The sequence below is a fragment of the Paenibacillus sp. FSL R7-0652 genome, from assembly GCF_038595045.1.
Lineage (GTDB): Bacteria > Bacillota > Bacilli > Paenibacillales > Paenibacillaceae > Paenibacillus.
The window spans coordinates 6191383-6209805 of record NZ_CP152001.1 but is presented as its reverse complement, the minus strand read 5'-3'; the positions used below and the strand labels follow the sequence as shown (position 1 = coordinate 6209805).

Genomic DNA, 18423 nt, shown 5'->3' with positions numbered 1-18423 from the left:
CCTTTCGTCACCATAAAGTCAACTTCCTAGAATTTCACCTGTGCTGCAAGTGTGGGAGATTATGTTTACTGTGTACTACAAAATAATGAATTTATACATCAAGTGTTGACTTAAATGTATTCATATGGAAAAATATATTCTTAAGATTTTATTTCCAAATTTTCTAGCGCTAAATGAGGAGAATTCGGTTATACTTTCAGCCTTAGAGGAGTATTGGAAGCCTATTAGAACACGATTTAGTTAAAGATTTAAAACCCTTTTCTACCATGTCTTATGACAGAAAGAGTGTTGATATACCGGCCAGTAATGAATATCAAGATACAGTGGGAAATCCCGAGCAAGAAACAACCTTGTGGAAAGAATTTAGAAGATCACTTATGCTGAAGGTTATTGCTCTTCAAGCTATATTTTGGCCAATAGGTGGAGGAGCTATCAATATCCTTATAAGTGTTTACGGTTATCAAGTGTATCAGGAGGGAAATACAGGAGTAGGGATCTTATATGGTGCTTTGGGTTTTGGATTTCTAATCAGCGGATTCATAGCTAGTTACTTTAGAAAATGGATGATTCAAATAGTGATCTTATCATCCGTAATTGAAGGGTTATCTCATGCATTAATGAGTCAATCTTCCAATCTTTGGATCGGAGCTGCCTTAATCTCAATTGCTACACTTGGGGCAGGCATTGGGAATGCTTCATACACCACTCTTATCATGAGAACAGTACCTGAGCAGGTGTTGGGAAGAGCATTTGCTCTAAGTGAAACAACTTCCAACGTTATGATGGCTTTATCTATGGTTGGAACTGGTGTATTACTGAAATATTTCCCTGCCCAACAGGTAGGATTTTGGGCGGGAATTTTGATTATACTATCTGCATTGACGGCTTTACCTCTTTTAAAATTAAGAAGCAGTGATATGGTCAATCTTAATACAGTTAGCCAGTAGCTCTGTCTACAGTTAGAAAATAACATTTAAACGGGACGAAAGGCATTTTGGCCTCTTCTGCCCGTTTAAATGTTACACATTAGAACCAGACGGTATTTACAGCATCGTATCCTCAGATTTATCTTCAGTCTTACCTGCAGATTCATCCTCAAGCTCCATTTTATCCTGAGACTTCTCTTTCAATTGATCCATGGAATCAAGTTTGAAATCCGCATTTTCCAGTACTGCCTGAGCTGGTTCGCCTGGCAGCCCATCACGCTGCTCAATCATTCGTTTGACCACCTCATAACAGTCATCAATGTGTTTGCTGCCGACATACCGCATGGCGGTGAAGCTGAGGGCTGCGGCAAGGCCTTGGCCCGCAAACGGTACAAATTTGGCAACCGATTTGGCTGCAACGCGCACACCCACTCGTTTGAGCACCTGTACGACCAATTCCTTCGTGACCATACGGCCGATGATTTTACTTCCGATCGACATGACAAATCCGTAGATCATAGACTTGGTCTCAGGGTCCATACCGTCGAGCTGTTTCTGCGACAATCCAAATTTATTGTTAATCGCAGGTAAAAGCTGCATCAGCATGCCCACGTCAGCTAAGACGTCTGTACCGGGAAGGGGCACAAGGGTGGACCCGGCTGAAGCAGTGGCTCTTTTGCGAACCATGGTACGGCATTCTTTGCGGACTTGTTCTAATTGTTCCAATGTCGCTGGAATCATAGGGAATTCCTCCATTCGTATAGTGTACATTTAACCAATCCGAAGCGGATTGAATGGGCTGCTCCCACGAAGTACTCACCTATATTGTATAGGTTGCGGAGGAACGATTTTTCTCATGCATACATTTGTTTGAAGCAGGTTATGGCTGTGGAGAATGGTGAATTATAGAGTCATCAGATACTACGCAAGAGGAAACAAAAATGGTGCGTTATCCGCATAAAAAAGTATCTTAATCGAACTCTACCTTCTCAGGTTCGGCTGTGAAACAGGCATCTGATCGTGAAGCCCTGATTTTGTTTATTCTTCCAAGCATTTTGGGTAAAGGGAAACAAGCATTGGAATGGAGGAAGAGCAGCATGGAATGGAAGAAAGCTTTGTTAATTCATCATCTTCATGCAGGTAAAGCGAACCGGGAAAATGCAGTAGGTCTGGTGACAGGCGTACTGGCTCCAGCCATTCGTGAATTGGTCGTTGTTCGAACAGATGAACCGGGTGAAGGGGAGAAGCTGTGCCGGGAACGCGGTGAAGAGTTTGAGGTTGTGTTTATTCTGGGTGGTGACGGTACGGTGCATGAGTGTGTGAACGGGCTGGCTTCCCTGCAGCATCCTCCACAGATCGGGATACTTCCAGGCGGTACATGTAATGATTTTGCGCGTTCACTAGGCTTATCTCCAGATGTAGAGACAGCTGCTCAGCAGCTTCTGACAGGGCGGGCTGCTGCAGTGGATGTGGGACGGGCAGATAACCGGGTATTTACCAATTTCTTCGGGATCGGTTTGATCAGTGATACATCACAGAACATTAATGAGAATTTGAAAGGTGCACTGGGCAAAGTCAGCTACTTCATCAGCACGCTGCAGACCATCAGTCGATCTGAGCCGTTTCATTACGAGTTAGAGGTAGACGGGGAGTGGATGGAAGGTGAAGCAGTGATGATATACGCGGCTAATGGGCGTTTTCTGGGGACAAATGCGCTCCCTTTTGCTCCAGATGCACTGCAGGACGGTAAGCTTGATGTGCTCATTATCCATGAGACAGGTATTCCGCTAATGCGAGAGGTACTTTCTCATAAACCGGAGGGGGAGTGGCAGCCTCGAAACGAGAGTATCTCCTACTTCAAGGCAGCTGCACTTCAAATAAAAACGGATGCACCCATGCCGGCGGACACGGATGGCGAGCTGTACATGCAAACACCCGCCGAGCTGTCGGTGCTGGCGGGTCATCTGCATTTTCTGATCGGGGCAGGAGAATAGTCTGCTCCGATTTATTTTTATAAGAAAGGTCAGCTTCACTTTATCTGTCTGTTTTCAGATGTTTTTCCCTGAATTCATCTTCGAGGATGCTCATCAGAATGGCGTCATGGTACTGGTGATCGTAGTACAACATGTCCCTCTTCACGCCTTCACGCTGGAAGCCGAGCTTTTCATACGTGCGAATGGCGCGTTCGTTAAAAGCAAAGACATCCAGCTCAATCCGATGCAGATTGGCGATGCCGAACCCGTAATCGAGCATAAGCAGCAGCGCTTCACTACCATATCCCTTACCTTGGTGTGCTGGCTGATCGATAGCAATGCGAATGTGTGCACTGCGATTTTTGGCGTGCATGTCCATCAGGGCGACATCCCCGATAATTTCGTCTGTGCTTTGTAATGCGATAAGCAGGTTCAGTCGCGAGTCGTCCTGAGCTAAATTCTCCACATACTTTTCAACCTGAGAACGGATAAAGCTTGCTTGAGTCCCTGTTAGTTTGCGCATTTCGGGCTCAAACAGGCTTGGATAATAAGCATCCACATCGGTTATATCGAATGGACGCAGATATATACGTTCAGTCTGCATGAGTTTGGCGGTACGATTCGTAGGTGTAGGGTATGACATGTTTCTTCCTCCTGTCATATTCAAACAGGCTTGGACGGATGCGATCACTTCGGCATTCCGCTCTTATACTGTTTGGATATATTGATGATGACATAAGTATATCCGGATACTGTATACTTCAAAATATACAGTTTTTACGAATTCAGCAGGACAGATGGAGTGAAGAAGCGATGATGCAGCTGCCAAAACTTGATGAGCAGGATAGTACACCTATTTATGTTCAATTATCGGATCATATTAAAAGGGAAATTTTCTGCGGGGCGCTTGTGGAACACAGCCGCCTGCCTTCCGTTCGCAAACTGTCAGAAATGCTGGACATCAGCACAACACCTGTGGAATGGGCATATCAGCAGCTTATTGCAGAGGGCTACGTCTACAGCGAGCCGCGCCGGGGTTATCGTGTGCGTGCTGTGGTTGAAGGTTATCACGATATATGGCTGGGGAGATCTGATACCGACATCTCAACCAAGAAGCAAAAGGAAGAGAATGCCTTGGCATCATCACCAGATTTACAGGGCTTGCGCCCTGCAGCGTTGGTTTCCTATGATTTTCATATGTCACGCAATGACTTCGGGCTGTTTCCAGACGTGAAATGGCAGCAGTATGCAAACCGGGTATGGCGTGAAGAAGCCAAGAATTTGTTATTTTACGGAGATCCTCAGGGGGAGCAGGGATTAAGGAGAGAGATTGCAGACTATTTGGGACAGTTCAGAGGTGTTCGATGTATACCGGAGCAGATTGTAATCGGTGCGGAACAGCATCTGCTGATGTCACTGCTCGCACAGACAATGCTGTACAAGGGAAGTCGTAAATCCATCGCTGTAGAGAATCCGGGATACCGGCTGCTGCCCGGTACATTTCGCAATTACGGATATGAGATTATCCCTGTTTCGCTGGATAACGACGGGATGAATCTGAATGAGCTGGATCATGCAGCAGTGTCGCTGGCCGGTGTGTCACCATCACATCAGTTTCCTATGGGCATGACCATGCCAATCAGCCGCAGACTTGCCTTGTTGGATTGGGCAGAACGCTCCGAAGCATACCTTATTGAGGATGATTATGACGGAGAGTTCAGGTATTCCGGGCGCCCGATTCCTTCTATGCAGGGGTTGCGGGAGAAAGCACCCGTGATCTATATGGGAGGATTCTCTCAGGTGCTTGCACCCGCCTTCTGCGTACACTATATGGTATTACCGAAGGAACTTCTCCCGCATTTTCACGAGGTATATAGAAACGTCCTATTTGAGCAGTCAGCTTCTCGTCTGCATCAGCGGGTGCTGGAATTATTCCTTCGTGATGGAGAACTCGGTAAACATATTCGTAAAATGCGTCATTTGTATAAACGCAAACACGATCTGACAGTGCAGGCTATGCAGCTGCATTTTGGCGATTGGCCTGGATTTGAAATCCGGGGTGAACATGCAGGTTTTCATCTGGTATTGCGGTTGACCCATCCGAATCCAGCCCAGAATATGGTGGATGCGGCGTTAGAGGCAGGTGTACGAGTGGCCTCGGCGGAATACCTATGGGCAAACGAAAGTCTCCCTGCTGACGGTAAACGAGAGTTCATCATTGGATTTGCTGGCATCGAGCTGGAAAAAATTGAGCCGGGTATTGCAGCGCTGGCAAGTGCATGGAAAAGTTGAAAATTTACGTATGATTAGATGCCGATAAATGATTGAGGGTACAGTTATATTCAGGATTTACATATGAGCTGCAGTGCATGAGAGTAAAAGAAAAGGCTGTGCCTTCTGAGAAGTGTGCAGCCTATTTGCCTTATCTTTAGATTAATTTCAATGTTAATTTGTTCACCAGAGGAAGGGTTTAATTACATATAATTACTAACCTTACAAAATTGTAAGGTAGATGTAAGTTTGATCGATTGGTACGTTCTTTTAACGGCCGTATACTGGTAGTTGAGAAACAAGAAAGATTGGAAATGCCGTCACTTAACACGCACTAAGGTAAGGAACGATAGCTGTTCTAATCGTTTTGGCTTGGGAGACTGATTCAGATCTTCAATGCAGGGAGATCTATCAGCTTCTCATGGCATTTTATTTTTTTGTTTTATGTGGAAAATATTTGAATTTAGTATTTTATATGGATGAAAAGGGGTGTTGTGCATTCACGATGTGGTGGCGTTAAGAGCGCTTCGGAAATGTGCCTTATTCATCTCACCATAGATTAATCAAGGTGAGCTTCATTTATCATGCATTCAGTAATTCATTTCAGATGGAGGTGGACTTTTTGTTCCAACTAGATATTGATATTTTTCGGGCCATTAACGGCTTAGGCCGACAATTTCCTTTTCTGAATCCGGCTGCTGTTATTGCAGCAGAATATATGATGTATCTGCTTGCACTGGCCATGCTGATTTATTGGTTTACCCGCAGCATGCAGCATCGAATGATGGTCATTCAGGCAGGCCTTGCTTTTATTATGGCGGAGATCATAGGGAAAACGATGGGCTTATTGTATGAGCATTATCAGCCGTTTGCGGTACTGCCGAATGTTAACAAACTGATCGATCGCAGTATAGATAATTCTTTTCCTAGTGATCATACCATTTTGTTTTTCTCCGTTGCGTTCTCTTTCTGGCTGGTTCGAAAAAAAGAAGGATGGCTCTGGTTGTTACTCGCAATCTGCGGTGCAATCTCCCGCGTTTGGGTTGGTGTGCATTATCCAATCGATATCATAGTAGGGGCGTTAATTGGTATCGGATCAGCATGGTTTATGTACTGGCTGGCCCCTAAGGTTGGAATAATCGGAAGATCTCTGGCTTTATATGAAAAAATGGAGCAGCGTATCTTACCGACTCGTCATAAGTCTGGAAGTATGTAAAATTTCAGTAGTGCGTTGATAAGCCGTATGCTGTATATATTTGCTGACATACGTCTAGCTAATTGCATGCATATCTAATTCATGTTAAGCTGCAGGCAGGTTATACATTACCAAAGCAGTGGCAAGTCTGGAACTGAGATTCCGGATTCGCCACTGCTTTTTTTGGACTCGACAGCAATAGAACATGTAAAAAGAGAAAATTTGTTTTATTGAAGGCATCCATATTTCATCATAGCCGTACAATCTAGCTTTTTTTAACTGCTCCATTCAAGAACAATCTCACCAAATCCTGAGCTAACTCCTCAATTGTTTCCTTCATATTGCGTACATCCTCACGGTTGGCAAGCATGAGCAGGGAGGTAAACGCCTGAGCGAGCAGCAGAGGATTGGCCTTTCGCAAATATCCGTGATCCATCTCCTGCTGGAGGTGAGCAGCCAGTACATCAAAGATGCGATTCTCTGCATCTCGAATCTTGGCAAGCTGCTCAGCATTCAAGTATACATTGGCTTCGCGCATCATCGTTTCGGTATCGACATGAGAACGCTGCATCTTGGCAGCCGCCACGTTGACCAGCCGTTCATGCAGTGTGCCTTGTTCGCCCAAACGCAGGGTTGTCTGCTGCATGCCCATGTCCATCATACGGGTAATGGCTGCGGTGAATAGTTCCGGTTTGCTGGAAAAATGATAATAGATGGACGCTTTGGTAACGTGGCATAACGAAGCGATCTGTTGAAGAGAAACAGCTTCGTATCCGTATTCCATAAACAGCCGTGAGGCTGTCATTAAGATGTTGGTGTAGGCGGAAGCCTGATCGGTGCCTGCCTTGGGTCTGCCTGGTGCACGCGTTGGGCCTGCTGTTTTTTTTGGCTTTTTGTTCATGATGTTCGACCTCATTTACGGATAAAATAACGTATTGCAGCATTTCATAAAATTAGGGATTGCATAATTAACCTTCCGGTAAGTATAATTAACTCGATTATATTATGACTCATGGTTCATTTCTATACCATGACATTAATTTCAAAGCTGTTTTGATTAACAAAACTAGGGAGATGAATAGACCATGCAGGAAGGTTCAGGTTATAGCCGCTTTGTAGCGGGCAAACGAAGTAAATGGGTCACGCTGCTCGTATGGATTATCATTGCGGTTGTGCTTGGTATGGTGTGGCCGGCAGTAAATCAACGTGAGACCAACAACGCACAGGACCTGAGTGATTCCAAACCATCCGTTCAGGCCGCTGCTCTGGCGAAAAAAGAATTCCCCGGCGGTGAGGGACTGCCAGCACTAATCGTCTGGCGCAGTTCCACCGGCCTTACGGATGATCAGATACAGCAAATTCAAGCGTTGACAGAGCGTCTTGATCAAGACCCGGTGGAGCAGCAGCAGTCCGTTGTGCCGCTGTATCAGCTGCCGCCGCAGGCGATTAAAGGGCAGCTTTCGGAAGACGGAAGCACCATCGTCATGCCGCTATTTTTTAATAAAGATGCCGATGCAGAGCAGCTGAAGGCAGGCATTGAAGGGTTAGAGGAAAAAACCAAAGCGATCTTTGGCATGAATCCATTTGAAACGGCGATCGACAACGACAGCAAGCTGATTGCCCGGGTAACGGGACCCGTTGGAATTTCCATTGATGCTACCGGATTGTTCTCTTCAGCCGATGTATCTCTGTTAATTGCAACTGTAGTGCTTGTGCTTGTCCTGCTGCTGCTGATCTATCGCTCGCCAGTTTTGGCGATTATCCCAATTATCGCAGTAGGCTTTGCCTATATGGTGACCAGTCCGATTCTCGGATTTATGGCAGATCAGGGCTGGATCACGGTGGATGCACAGTCCATCTCGATCATGACCGTATTGCTCTTTGGAGCAGGTACGGACTACTGTCTGTTCATGATCTCCAGATACCGTCAAATTCTGTATCATGAGCAGGATAAAAAGAAAGCTATTTTCCAAGCGATCACCGGTTCATCCGGCGCGATTGCGATGAGTGGATTTACGGTCGTTGCCGCTTTGCTCGTGCTGCTGCTGGCTGAGTATGGTGCATATCATCGTTTTGCCGTACCATTCAGTTTGTCCATCTTCATCATGTTTATAGCAAGTCTCACGCTCGTTCCGGCGCTGCTTGCCATCTTCGGGCGGGGATCGTTCTATCCGTTCGTTCCACGTACTCACGAGATGGAAGTGGAGCGGGCGAAGAAAAAAGGCAAACCGGCTCCGTCTCCGCGTAAAGTCCGTGAAAGCTGGATCGGACGCATCGTAACGACTAAACCTTGGACGGTTCTGGCGATTACGGTAGTGCTGCTCGGTGGACTGGCTGCTTTTTCAACACAAGTGAAATTTACGTACGACTTGTTATCTTCCTTCCCGGAAAATGTACCTTCGCGTGAAGGCTTCAAGGTTATTGGGGAGCAATTTTCCCAAGGAGAGCTCGCTCCAGTTAAAGTGATCGTGGATGCCGGGGGCAAAGAGACAGATCTGAAGCAGCGTCTCGAATCACTGGATTATATCAGCAAGGTGGGTGACGCGCAGCAAGGCGCGGAGAATGCCAACATTACGGCGTATGACGTAGAGTTCAATCTCAATCCATACTCCATTGAAGCGATGCAGCATATTCCAGACCTGCGCGATGCGGCGGAATCGGCATTGAAAGATGCCGGGGTTGCCAACGTGGATCAGCAAGTCTGGATTGATGGACAGACGGCTGAACAATATGATATCGAAGTCGCTGGAGAGCGCGATGCGAAGATTATTATTCCAGTCGTTATCGGTATGATTACGCTGCTGCTGCTGCTCTATCTGCGTTCGATTGTTGCGACAGCATACCTGATTGCGACTGTAGTCCTGTCGTATTTCTCCGCACTCGGCCTGGGGTGGATTATCATCCACTATGGTCTTGGCGCAGAGGCGATTCAGGGAGCGATCCCGCTGTACTCCTTTGTCTTCCTCGTGGCACTCGGCGAGGATTATAACATCTTCATGATCTCAAGCATCTGGCAGAAACGCAAAACGATGCCGCTGCGTCAGGCTATTAAGGAAGGTGTAGGCGAGACGGGTTCGGTTATTACCTCTGCGGGTCTGATCCTGGCAGGCACGTTCGCCGTTCTGGCCACCCTGCCAATCCAGGTGCTGGTGCAGTTCGGGATTATCACCGCCGTAGGTGTTATGCTTGATACGTTCCTGGTTCGTCCGTTCATGGTTCCAGCGATTACAGCGCTGCTGGGCAAATGGGCTTTCTGGCCAGGCAAGTATATGCCGATTGCGGAAAAGCAAGAAAAGAAACCAACCCGATCCCTGTAAACTATGGAGAGGGACAGATGGACGGCGGGGCTTCATGCCCGTGGTCCATCTTTCTTTTTTACCAGAGGCGAGAGCATTGAGGTTTGTCTGTCTGAGATGGAATGGATAAGCTGGTAAAAATGCGCAGAAAATGCTGTAGGGACGGGGTTCTTTGGGTGCGGAAGGTTTACTCGGCTAAGGGTTATGGGACATAATAGAGGAAGCGTCGGCCTTGGGCGGACGGACAAGTTCACATCAATGGGGTAACCAGAGGAAGGATGAAAGCAAGCATGACGAACAAACTGAATGTGTATTTCAATCATGACGGCGGCGTAGATGATCTCGTATCGCTGTTTATGCTTCTGCAAATGGACAATGTACATGTAACCGGTGTATCGGTTATTCCGGCAGACGGATATTTGGAGCCGGCAACTGATGCGAGCCGTAAAATTATCGATCGTTTTGGGACGTATTCCATTGAAGTATCCAAATCCAATTCCAGAGGCAAAAACCCGTTCCCGCCAGCGTGGAGACTGCACTCATTCTATGTAGATGCACTGCCGATTCTGAATGAATCAGGCAAAATGGAAGCGCCGCTCTCGGCTGTACCAGCACATCAGCATCTGATTGAGAAAGTACGCAGCACCGAAGGGAAAACGCTGCTTCTGTTCACCGGTCCGCTGACAGACCTCGCACGTGCGCTGGACGAAGCACCGGACATTGAAGAGAAGATCGACAAGCTGGTATGGATGGGCGGTACATTCGAACGTGGAAACGTAGAAGAGCCGGAGCATGACGGTACTGCGGAATGGAACGTATTCTGGGACCCGGAAGCAGCCTATCGCGTGTGGCAGAGCGGCATCCAGATTGATCTGGTTGCTCTGGAGAGCACGAACAAAGTACCTCTTACACCTGCAGTCCGTAACCGCTGGGCAGCAGAACGCCGCTTCGAAGGCGTGGATTTCCTAGGGAACTGTTATGCAGGCTGTCCGCCACTGGTTTACAGTGAAACGAATTCCACCTATTATCTGTGGGATGTGCTGACTACGGCTTCCGTAGGCCGCGAGGACATTGTGAAGAAAAAAACCGTGAACTGCATCGTCATCCCAGATGGTCCAAGCCAAGGCCGCACGGTGGAGCAGGCAGACGGACGTCCGGTACAGCTGGTCTATGATACAGACCCGGATGCGTTCTTCACATACATGACAGATTTGGGCAAAAAGGCTGCTCCGCAGCGCTACTAATGATCGGCAGCCCCGCGGCTGACCTTCATTTAAGATAAAAAGGCCTTTATAGGATACGTATCAATGATGCGCATCCTATAAAGGTAAGAGCTAAAGAAAGCCGCAGGCTGTGTTCCGATGATCGAGGAAACCCCGATCACTGGAATGCAGGCCATGCGGCTTTTTGTTCTAGATTTTAAATCGGCTGATCAGGCCATTCAGTTCACTGGATAGAACACGCAGCGACTCGGCGGAGTCACTGATCTCACCCATGGATTGCAGCTGCGTTTCGGCAGCCTGAGATACTTTCTGGATGCTGGATGAGGATTCTCGCGAGATATGTTCCATGTTTTCAATGGATGCCGACACTTCCTCTGAACTTGCTGATAGCTGTTCGGAAGCTGCGGACACTTCATGCAGCCGCTCGTTAATCGTTTCAATGCCGCCATGAATGGAAGAGAAAGATTGACCTGCCTCCTGCACGACAGTCAGACCGGATTGCACTGCTGTAGTGCTTGCCGACATATGTTCTGCAAGCAAAGAGGTCTGACGTGTCATCTCCGTAATCAGCTCGGATACGTGCTGTGAGGATTGTTCGGATTCCCCTGCGAGCTTGCGCACCTCGGAGGCAACTACAGCAAAACCACTGCCATGTTCACCTGCACGGGCAGCTTCGATACTGGCATTCAGTGCAAGCAGGTTTGTCTGGGAAGCAATATTTTTCATCAAATGAGCGACGGATTCGATCTGGCTGGAGTAATCCGTTAGCTGTGTCGTTGATGCCGCCATCTGCACGTTGGCCTGATAAATCTCGTCCATGCTGCGAATGGCTGTATCCAGCTTGGCTTGTCCCTGAAGGGCATCGTTTGTTGTCTGCTGCGACACGTCGGCAACCTTGGATGAAGAATGAGCAATATGCTGCATACTGCGTGTAATCTCTTCCATGGCAACCGTGACTTCCCCAGCACGTACCACCTGTTCGGAAGCCCCTTGTGCAGTATGATTCGTGTGCTCTGCAATCCGCTGACTGGCCTCAGCCGTTGCCTGGGAATGACGAGACACACCTGCCGCAGCATGCAGCAGGGAATCCGAGCTTTGACGAATACCTGTCATGACTTGCCGGGTATCCGTGACCAAGTGTTTGAACTCGGAAGCAAGCTGCCCAATTTCGTCTTTGCGTCCAAGCTCTACGTTGACGGTGAGGTCTCCTTTTCCCACTTCGGTAATGAGCTGTTTCAGCTTCACCAGCGGCCTTGTCAGATAACGTGCGAAAATATACACCAGCAGTACACTAAGCAGTACAATCGCCAGCGCTGTCCAAACCATCGTGATTCGGTTGCTTGCCATGAGTTCATAGACTGCGGTAGAGTCCAGATCGGCTCCTACAATACCTAACATCTTGCCATCCGTTCCATGAATCGGCACATAAGCGGTAATCGTAGCCCCGTAATCTTCATCCCGAGTAAGCTCTCCGCGAACCGATGTATCTTGTGCAAAGGCTTGAAGCATACCAGCGTACAGTGTTTCCTCTGCTTTGCCGTAAGGCGAGAAATCATCCTCGGGTGTATCGGGAGCAGCTCCATCCACCACGTAATAGTATGCGGCCTTCCCGTTCTCTTCCCTTGTGCTCATCGTGTAAAGATACTTAAGCCCGTTGGCCTCTCGCAGCTGACTAAGCTGTTCGCGCAGTGTGTCATAATACGCGGTCTTGTCCTTCCCCGTACTTAGCGGAGCATATAGTGAAGTATCAATTAAGGCGGCGGCCCGTTCAGCTACAGCCTGAGCCTGCATTCCCATGGATTGTTCCACCAATTGGGCTGACGCACGGTACATGGTGATGCCAAGAATAGCACCCGCCGCCAGCATCAGACAGGAAAAAAATAAAAAAATACGCATAAATAAACTATTCATCGTTCTAATTGCTCCCCTTTGTTGAACCGGTTTGATCTTTTGTAGTCTATCTGTAGGAAAAATAATTGACCAGCTAACGTGCATTTTATGTATATACTTCTAATTGAATTTATCGGCTCAAGAGAGGGAAAGGATTAGAGACAGGGCTGGATTGATTTGGGGTAATTTTCGGTAAAAAGAATCTGCAGATTGTCTTAATCTAGATAGACCGATTATTAGTCAAATAAGGTTCCTGGGGATCGATAAACATTAGAGGGGGAGATCCGATACTAAAACTGAGAAACTGGAAAATGATGAATCCCCCTCACCTGCATTTCATTCCTCTTTCCTTCGATCTATCCTGCGAAAATGTGTGCCATCTCTGTTCAGCAGACTCATTGCTACTTACATCGTTCCGCCGCCTTGGCGAACGGATGGTGGGATCTTCTCGGGTCCCTGATTGATGTATCGATTGATAAAGGTTCCCACCTTGGCATCGTCAAACTTGTCCAGTTTCATCGTTTTGGTCCAAGCGGTCATGACGACTTCGCTGCCATCGGGAATATCTTTGTTCGGTACGGCGAGAATGCCTGATCCTGCTTTACGAAATTTTGTGAGATATTTCAGATGTTCCTTAAGCTCTTCACCAGCATTTTCACGATAATAAATAATGATGTCCCCGTGCTCCATGTTATGAACCAGATAAGGGTAACCAGGAAAGTCCGTATAAAAACCAAACTGAATATCATGCGGATTGTGCGGCCCCGAGGTCGGAATGGTCATCTCATAGTGAATGGGTTCTTCGGTGTGGTTGGCCCCATAATATTTGTCACTGGTCACATTGATCGCTGCGCTGCTGTCCAGGTCTGCGGTATTATATGTTTTATCAGCACGCTGCAGAGAAAAAATCCCGAATGCTGTGATGGATAGAGCGATCACAATATGAGCTGCAGTATGAATGGCTCGGCTTTTCTTTTGAATTAATGCACGCTCTTTCTTTTTCATATGACTGAGAATGCTGCCGCGTGTACGCGATGCCCAGACATAAGCGGCAGCGGAGAGCAGCAGCAGGGCGGCTCCAACAATCAGCCATAGGTATGAGGTGCCCGTTTGTTGTTCCATCTGCATATGATCCATGTGGGTCATGTCCATTCGAATTCCCCTTTCTTTCGTCTTAAAATAATGAATAATGACACTACATATTGTAGTGTTTATGGGTGAAGAGATAGTAACAAAGAATCCATCCAAATCCATGCTGAATAAAGATTTATAAGCGTAATCTTTCAGGAAAATCGCTTGGGAAATGTTAAGTAAATAAAAACATATGATTCGCACTACACATTATAGTGTAAATCATATGTTCCGTGCAACGCTTCTAGCGCGCCTTCGAAATATGAAAAAGGCTTCACCCGACAGGTGAAACCTTCAGAATTTTAAAATAAGGAGAATGAAGACCAAGCTACAAGCCTCTATAAGGTGCGAACAGTGGATCGAAGAAACCTGCAACCACGGCATATAACAAACGATAGGTTACGTAAAACAGCACCGCATTAACGATCAGCACGCTGTACACACTATCAAGTGCAGCTTTGGTACGATTCAGCGGATGGTGGAACAGCACCGTATTCATAGCGACAAACATAACGATATACGACAGCACCAGCAGGGAAATGGCAAACGAATACGAGATTACAATCATCAGGTTAGCCAGCAAAAGGGTAACGATCCCTGGCACCAGCAGGGTTCCGAACTGGGCAATCAGTATTTTCGGACGGAAAGTAATCCGTTCCAGCTTCAGCACACCATAGATCAGTGCGGCCGCGGCAATGAGAATAATTGCTGTAAACAGCAGTGGACGCAGGAATCCGCTAATGAACAGTCCATCCGCACCAAGACGTCCAAATGTGATTAGAATATATGTAGAGGTCAAGACAGCAAACAGAGCCATGGTTACCAGACCATGCAGGGCATGCTGTTCCCCGACGGTTTTCATCGACTGATACGGACGAGCCAGTACGCTTAGAAAATAGGAAAGATATTGTTTGCTCACTTCTTTGGCTTGCTGTACTTTCTCATTCTGCACGAGGTTGCTCCACTGATTTCCTGCGCTGTTTTGGGCAGAACCGTGGTCGGCAGCATCGTTGTTACTGGCATGATTCGTTTCGTAAATAGGTGATGGTACGGGTGAGACGGATGATGAACGTGTGGATGCGGATTCATGAGAAGCTGGTTCCTGAGTACTGGACCAACGAGTGTACTCCTGATCGGCAGGCACCGAATCTGTGTGGTTGACAGGATTCGCAGGTTCAGAAGAAGCGTGGTTTCCAGTCAGGTTAGAGCCGCACCTCTCGCAAAAACGGGCATCTCCATTTTCATGATTACATACTGAGCATTTCATGTGATAAGCCTCCAATTTCTTGAAATATGTAACAGTGTACATTGTGTCTCATTTTAACGTTCGATGACGAACTTTGTCTATGTATCGCAGAATTAAATACCCAAAAATATTTTCCTGAAACAGGGAAGGAAATCAACTCGTATAACTCCTTCTCACTGCAGCAGCGATTGGATAGAAGTTAGAAGTTACGGAAATAATTCCATATAGTACAGGGTTCTGCGTATGCAGGTTCAGCTGCTTTATTTCAGGTCATTACGCTCAATGTTCGCTTTTGTGTGTTTTTTATATGTGAAATATATCTTTTGGGTTGCCCATTACAGAAGAATTATGTATAATCAATCGTGTTAACACGTCGAATGTACGGTAGTAAAAGATGTGGGTGAGTTCAATGGAACTGCTGGACAGCAATGAGAGCAAGAAGAAGATGTGCCAGTATTATAATGAAATCTCGAAGGAACTATTCGGATTTGGTACCACTCTCCTGAGAGTGACCATTGACCAGAATATTGTAACCTTCTATGCGAAACACCGTCGTTCGCCGCGCTCTGATGCCCTGGAAGGGGAGGCCCCCGGCTTGAAGCTGGAAGTGGACTTCCGCATGTCTGTCTTATATAAGAAGAAATTCCGGGAGAAACTCGAGCAGCATATGGGTTTGCCTATTGAAGCAGTATTGCGGGATTATGATGCGTCCACCCAGTGGGCCATCACCAATGTGATTTTGAAACAAGTCTAGATCGGATCGGCAGGATAGACTCTTGCAGATACAATCATAGATGTGATTCGATCTCATGCATGATTCCGAATCCTAATTTCATATGATGGCGTCTGTCTTCGGATTGATTCTGAAGCGGAAACCGATGATGTACCGGCAGCGGGTGTCGCTTTCCTTTGTTTACGAAGAAAAGTGTTCTTGTTCTTACAAGAATGCTTTTCTTTTTGTTTTATTTAGATTGTCATATCACACATATCAGGGGGAACTAAATCATGAAGAAAAAATGGATTAGCGGGTTGGCAGCGGCAGCCCTGACATCGGTGCTGCTTGCAGGCTGCGGCAGCGGCACGGAGAACGCGTCGGGTGGATCAGGCAGTGGAGGAACAGCAGCGAACAAACTGGTTATCTCGACCTGGGGTTTCTCGGAAGATTTCTTTAATGAAGAAGTATTTGGCCCTTTTGAAAAGGAACATAACGTTGATATTGTGCTTGAAGTCGGCAACAACGCAGAACGTCTGAACAAAATCCGTCAGGGTACATCCAATGTGGATGTCATCTATCTGTCCGATTATTATGCACAACAGGGCATTGATGAAGGTCTGTTTGAGAAAATTGACCGCTCCAAAATTCCGAATATTAACGACATTTATGATATTGCCAAAGCACCGCTAGGCGAAGATTATGGCCCGGCCTACACGGTTGGACAGCTCGGCATTGCCTACAATCCGGATATGGTATCCAAAGAAGTCAGCTCTTGGAGCGATCTGTGGGACCCCGCGTTTGCGAATAATCTGACAATTCCGAACATTACGGCAACAGCAGGTCCTATGGTTGTCGATGCAGCTTCTCGTGTGGCAGGGAACGAAGCGTTTAACGAAGATGCAGCCTTTGCCAAATTGAAAGAGCTGAGCGGCAACGTAGTGAAATTTTACAGCCAAACATCCGAGTTCGTGAATATGTTCTCCCAAGAGGAGATTGCGGGCGGACCGATCATGGAAATGTACTTCAAAGACCTGAAAGCGGCTGTTCCGAATGCAAAGTTCGTAACACCTAGTGAGGGTGCTTATGCCGTGATGAATACGATCAATGTGGTGAAAGACAGCAAAAACAAAGAGCTGGCGGAAGAGTTCATCAACTGGCAGCTGAGCCAGGACGTACAGGCCAAATCAGCCAAAGCCAAAGTGGACTCCCCGGTGAATACCAAAGTTGAGCTTACTGCGGAAGAAGCGGAAGGTGTTACGTATGGTGCGGATGTGGTAGAGAAGCTGAACAAGCTGGACATGGAATTTGTGAACCAACAGGTCAAAGGCTGGACAGACCGCTGGAACCGCGAGATTGCACAGTAATTGCAAGCACTGCTGCGAAAAGCAGAGGCTTTCGAGAAGAAGTTTGTGAATCGATGAATCAAAAAAGGAAAGTTATATCACTGCACAGGAGCTGAGAACGGATGAGTGAAGGGCTTAAACGCGTCATTCTGGATGTGGATACAGGGATTGATGATGCGCTGGCCATACTGCTGGCGGTCAAAAGCCGGAGGCTGGACATTCTCGGAATCACTACAGTCTGTGGGAACGTCTCACTGCAGCAGGCGACAGATAATACATGCAAAATCCTTGAACTTGTGGATGCTAACGTGATCCCTGTCATTGCAGGAGCGGCAAAGCCGCTGGTTCGCGAGTCGCACTATGAGCATCGGGTACATGGACAGGATGGACTTGGCGGTGCACTTCCTGATTCGGCTTCCAAACAGGCTGAAGAAGGATTCGCCCCAGACTTTATTGTAGAGCAGGCCAAACGCTTTCCGGGAGAGTTGACCCTAATCATGACGGCCCCATTAACAAATCTGGCGCTGGCCTTGATGAAATGTCCAGAACTGCCTTCTTTATTGAAGGAAGTGATTTTTATGGGCGGGGTAGTACGCGGACACGGCAACATTACACCAACCGCTGAATACAACACATACGTCGATCCGGAAGCAGCACGAATCGTGCTGCATGCTGGCATCGAGAAGCTTACGCAGGTTGGACTGGATGTGACGCGGCAAACACTGCTGGATGAAGCGGCAATTGAGCGTCTCACTGACCCGATACTGCGTGCGTACGTGGCCCAGAGTACGGAGATCTACATTAATCGCTATGAACAGATGAACGGGGTTCGGGCCTGTGCCCTGCATGATCCGTTGGCTGTAGGCGAAGCGCTTGTACCAGAGTTGGTTGGGCGCAAGTCCTATTACGTAGATGTCGAAACGGCGAGCCGCCTGTGTGACGGACAGATGGTATGTGATTTCCAAAACCGTCTCGGCAAACAGCCCAATACTCTCGTGTGCGAAACGGTGGATGCCGAAGCATTCCTTGAACTATTTATTAACGCATTAAATGCGTAAGTATGAGCTTCACGGCGTGAGGTTCAATCAGGCGGAGAATTAGTCCTTACGTATTAAGCTCGTAGTGCAGGGGACGAAATCGATTCTGAAGAAGCGAAGCGCTCGCCTTTATCCTTGGATTTTTCCTTCTATTAAGAAGGAGATCAAGAAAATCCA

At 47.2% G+C, this 18423-nt stretch carries 15 protein-coding genes; 9 read left to right on the top strand and 6 right to left on the bottom strand.

The features are described 5' to 3' along the window. Positions 1-266: 266 nt before the first annotated feature. Entirely contained in the window at positions 267-947 is a 681-nt protein-coding gene (locus tag MKY97_RS27055; protein WP_342553226.1) for an MFS transporter, read from the top strand. A 96-nt stretch (positions 948-1043) separates the two neighbouring features. On the opposite strand, the gene MKY97_RS27050 is transcribed toward MKY97_RS27055, so the two are convergent. Further along, positions 1044-1667, bottom strand: coding sequence for a hypothetical protein (locus tag MKY97_RS27050; RefSeq protein WP_342553225.1), 624 nt, complete (start codon positions 1665-1667; stop codon positions 1044-1046). Between the two features lie 356 nt (positions 1668-2023). Here MKY97_RS27050 and MKY97_RS27045 point away from each other — a divergent pair, with 356 nt between their 5' ends. Further along, positions 2024-2920, top strand: a complete 897-nt coding sequence (locus MKY97_RS27045; protein WP_342553224.1) for a YegS/Rv2252/BmrU family lipid kinase — start codon at positions 2024-2026, stop codon at positions 2918-2920. 40 nt (positions 2921-2960) lie between these two features. Here MKY97_RS27045 and MKY97_RS27040 read toward each other — a convergent pair whose 3' ends face one another. After that, positions 2961-3542 (bottom strand): GNAT family protein, encoded by a 582-nt coding sequence (locus MKY97_RS27040; RefSeq protein ID WP_342553223.1) that lies wholly within the window; start codon positions 3540-3542, stop codon positions 2961-2963. Between the two features lie 170 nt (positions 3543-3712). Here MKY97_RS27040 and MKY97_RS27035 point away from each other — a divergent pair, with 170 nt between their 5' ends. Then, entirely contained in the window at positions 3713-5191 is a 1479-nt protein-coding gene (locus MKY97_RS27035; protein WP_342553222.1) for a PLP-dependent aminotransferase family protein, read from the top strand. Positions 5192-5792: 601 nt separating this feature from the next. After that, the gene (locus tag MKY97_RS27030) at positions 5793-6386 is read left to right on the top strand and encodes an undecaprenyl-diphosphatase (protein WP_342553221.1); all 594 of its coding nucleotides are present in this window, start codon (positions 5793-5795) and stop codon (positions 6384-6386) included. A 244-nt stretch (positions 6387-6630) separates the two neighbouring features. Here MKY97_RS27030 and MKY97_RS27025 read toward each other — a convergent pair whose 3' ends face one another. Then, entirely contained in the window at positions 6631-7266 is a 636-nt protein-coding gene (locus MKY97_RS27025) for a TetR/AcrR family transcriptional regulator (RefSeq protein WP_342553220.1), read from the bottom strand. Between the two features lie 184 nt (positions 7267-7450). Here MKY97_RS27025 and MKY97_RS27020 point away from each other — a divergent pair, with 184 nt between their 5' ends. Both MKY97_RS27020 and MKY97_RS27015 read left to right on the top strand, forming a co-directional pair. Further along, on the top strand, positions 7451-9682 hold the full coding sequence (locus MKY97_RS27020) for an MMPL family transporter (protein WP_342553219.1): 2232 nt from the start codon (positions 7451-7453) through the stop codon (positions 9680-9682). Between the two features lie 269 nt (positions 9683-9951). After that, on the top strand, positions 9952-10905 hold the full coding sequence (locus MKY97_RS27015; RefSeq protein ID WP_342553218.1) for a nucleoside hydrolase: 954 nt from the start codon (positions 9952-9954) through the stop codon (positions 10903-10905). Between the two features lie 168 nt (positions 10906-11073). Here MKY97_RS27015 and MKY97_RS27010 read toward each other — a convergent pair whose 3' ends face one another. The 3 genes from MKY97_RS27010 to MKY97_RS27000 form a co-directional block, all read right to left on the bottom strand. Next, positions 11074-12795 carry a methyl-accepting chemotaxis protein gene (locus MKY97_RS27010; protein ID WP_342553217.1) on the bottom strand — a complete coding sequence of 574 codons (1722 nt, stop codon included), beginning with the start codon at positions 12793-12795 and terminating at the stop codon, positions 11074-11076. 384 nt (positions 12796-13179) lie between these two features. Next, the gene (locus tag MKY97_RS27005) at positions 13180-13926 is read right to left on the bottom strand and encodes a DUF3105 domain-containing protein (protein ID WP_342553216.1); all 747 of its coding nucleotides are present in this window, start codon (positions 13924-13926) and stop codon (positions 13180-13182) included. A 307-nt stretch (positions 13927-14233) separates the two neighbouring features. Then, entirely contained in the window at positions 14234-15172 is a 939-nt protein-coding gene (locus MKY97_RS27000; RefSeq protein WP_342553215.1) for a zinc ribbon domain-containing protein, read from the bottom strand. Between the two features lie 388 nt (positions 15173-15560). Here MKY97_RS27000 and MKY97_RS26995 point away from each other — a divergent pair, with 388 nt between their 5' ends. The 3 genes from MKY97_RS26995 (at position 15561) to MKY97_RS26985 (ending at position 18267) form a co-directional block, all read left to right on the top strand. Beyond that, entirely contained in the window at positions 15561-15905 is a 345-nt protein-coding gene (locus MKY97_RS26995) for a Na-translocating system protein MpsC family protein (RefSeq protein ID WP_342556467.1), read from the top strand. 251 nt (positions 15906-16156) lie between these two features. Continuing rightward, on the top strand, positions 16157-17230 hold the full coding sequence (locus tag MKY97_RS26990) for an ABC transporter substrate-binding protein (protein WP_342553214.1): 1074 nt from the start codon (positions 16157-16159) through the stop codon (positions 17228-17230). A gap of 101 nt (positions 17231-17331) precedes the next feature. After that, entirely contained in the window at positions 17332-18267 is a 936-nt protein-coding gene (locus MKY97_RS26985) for a nucleoside hydrolase (protein ID WP_342553213.1), read from the top strand. Positions 18268-18423: the final 156 nt, after the last annotated feature.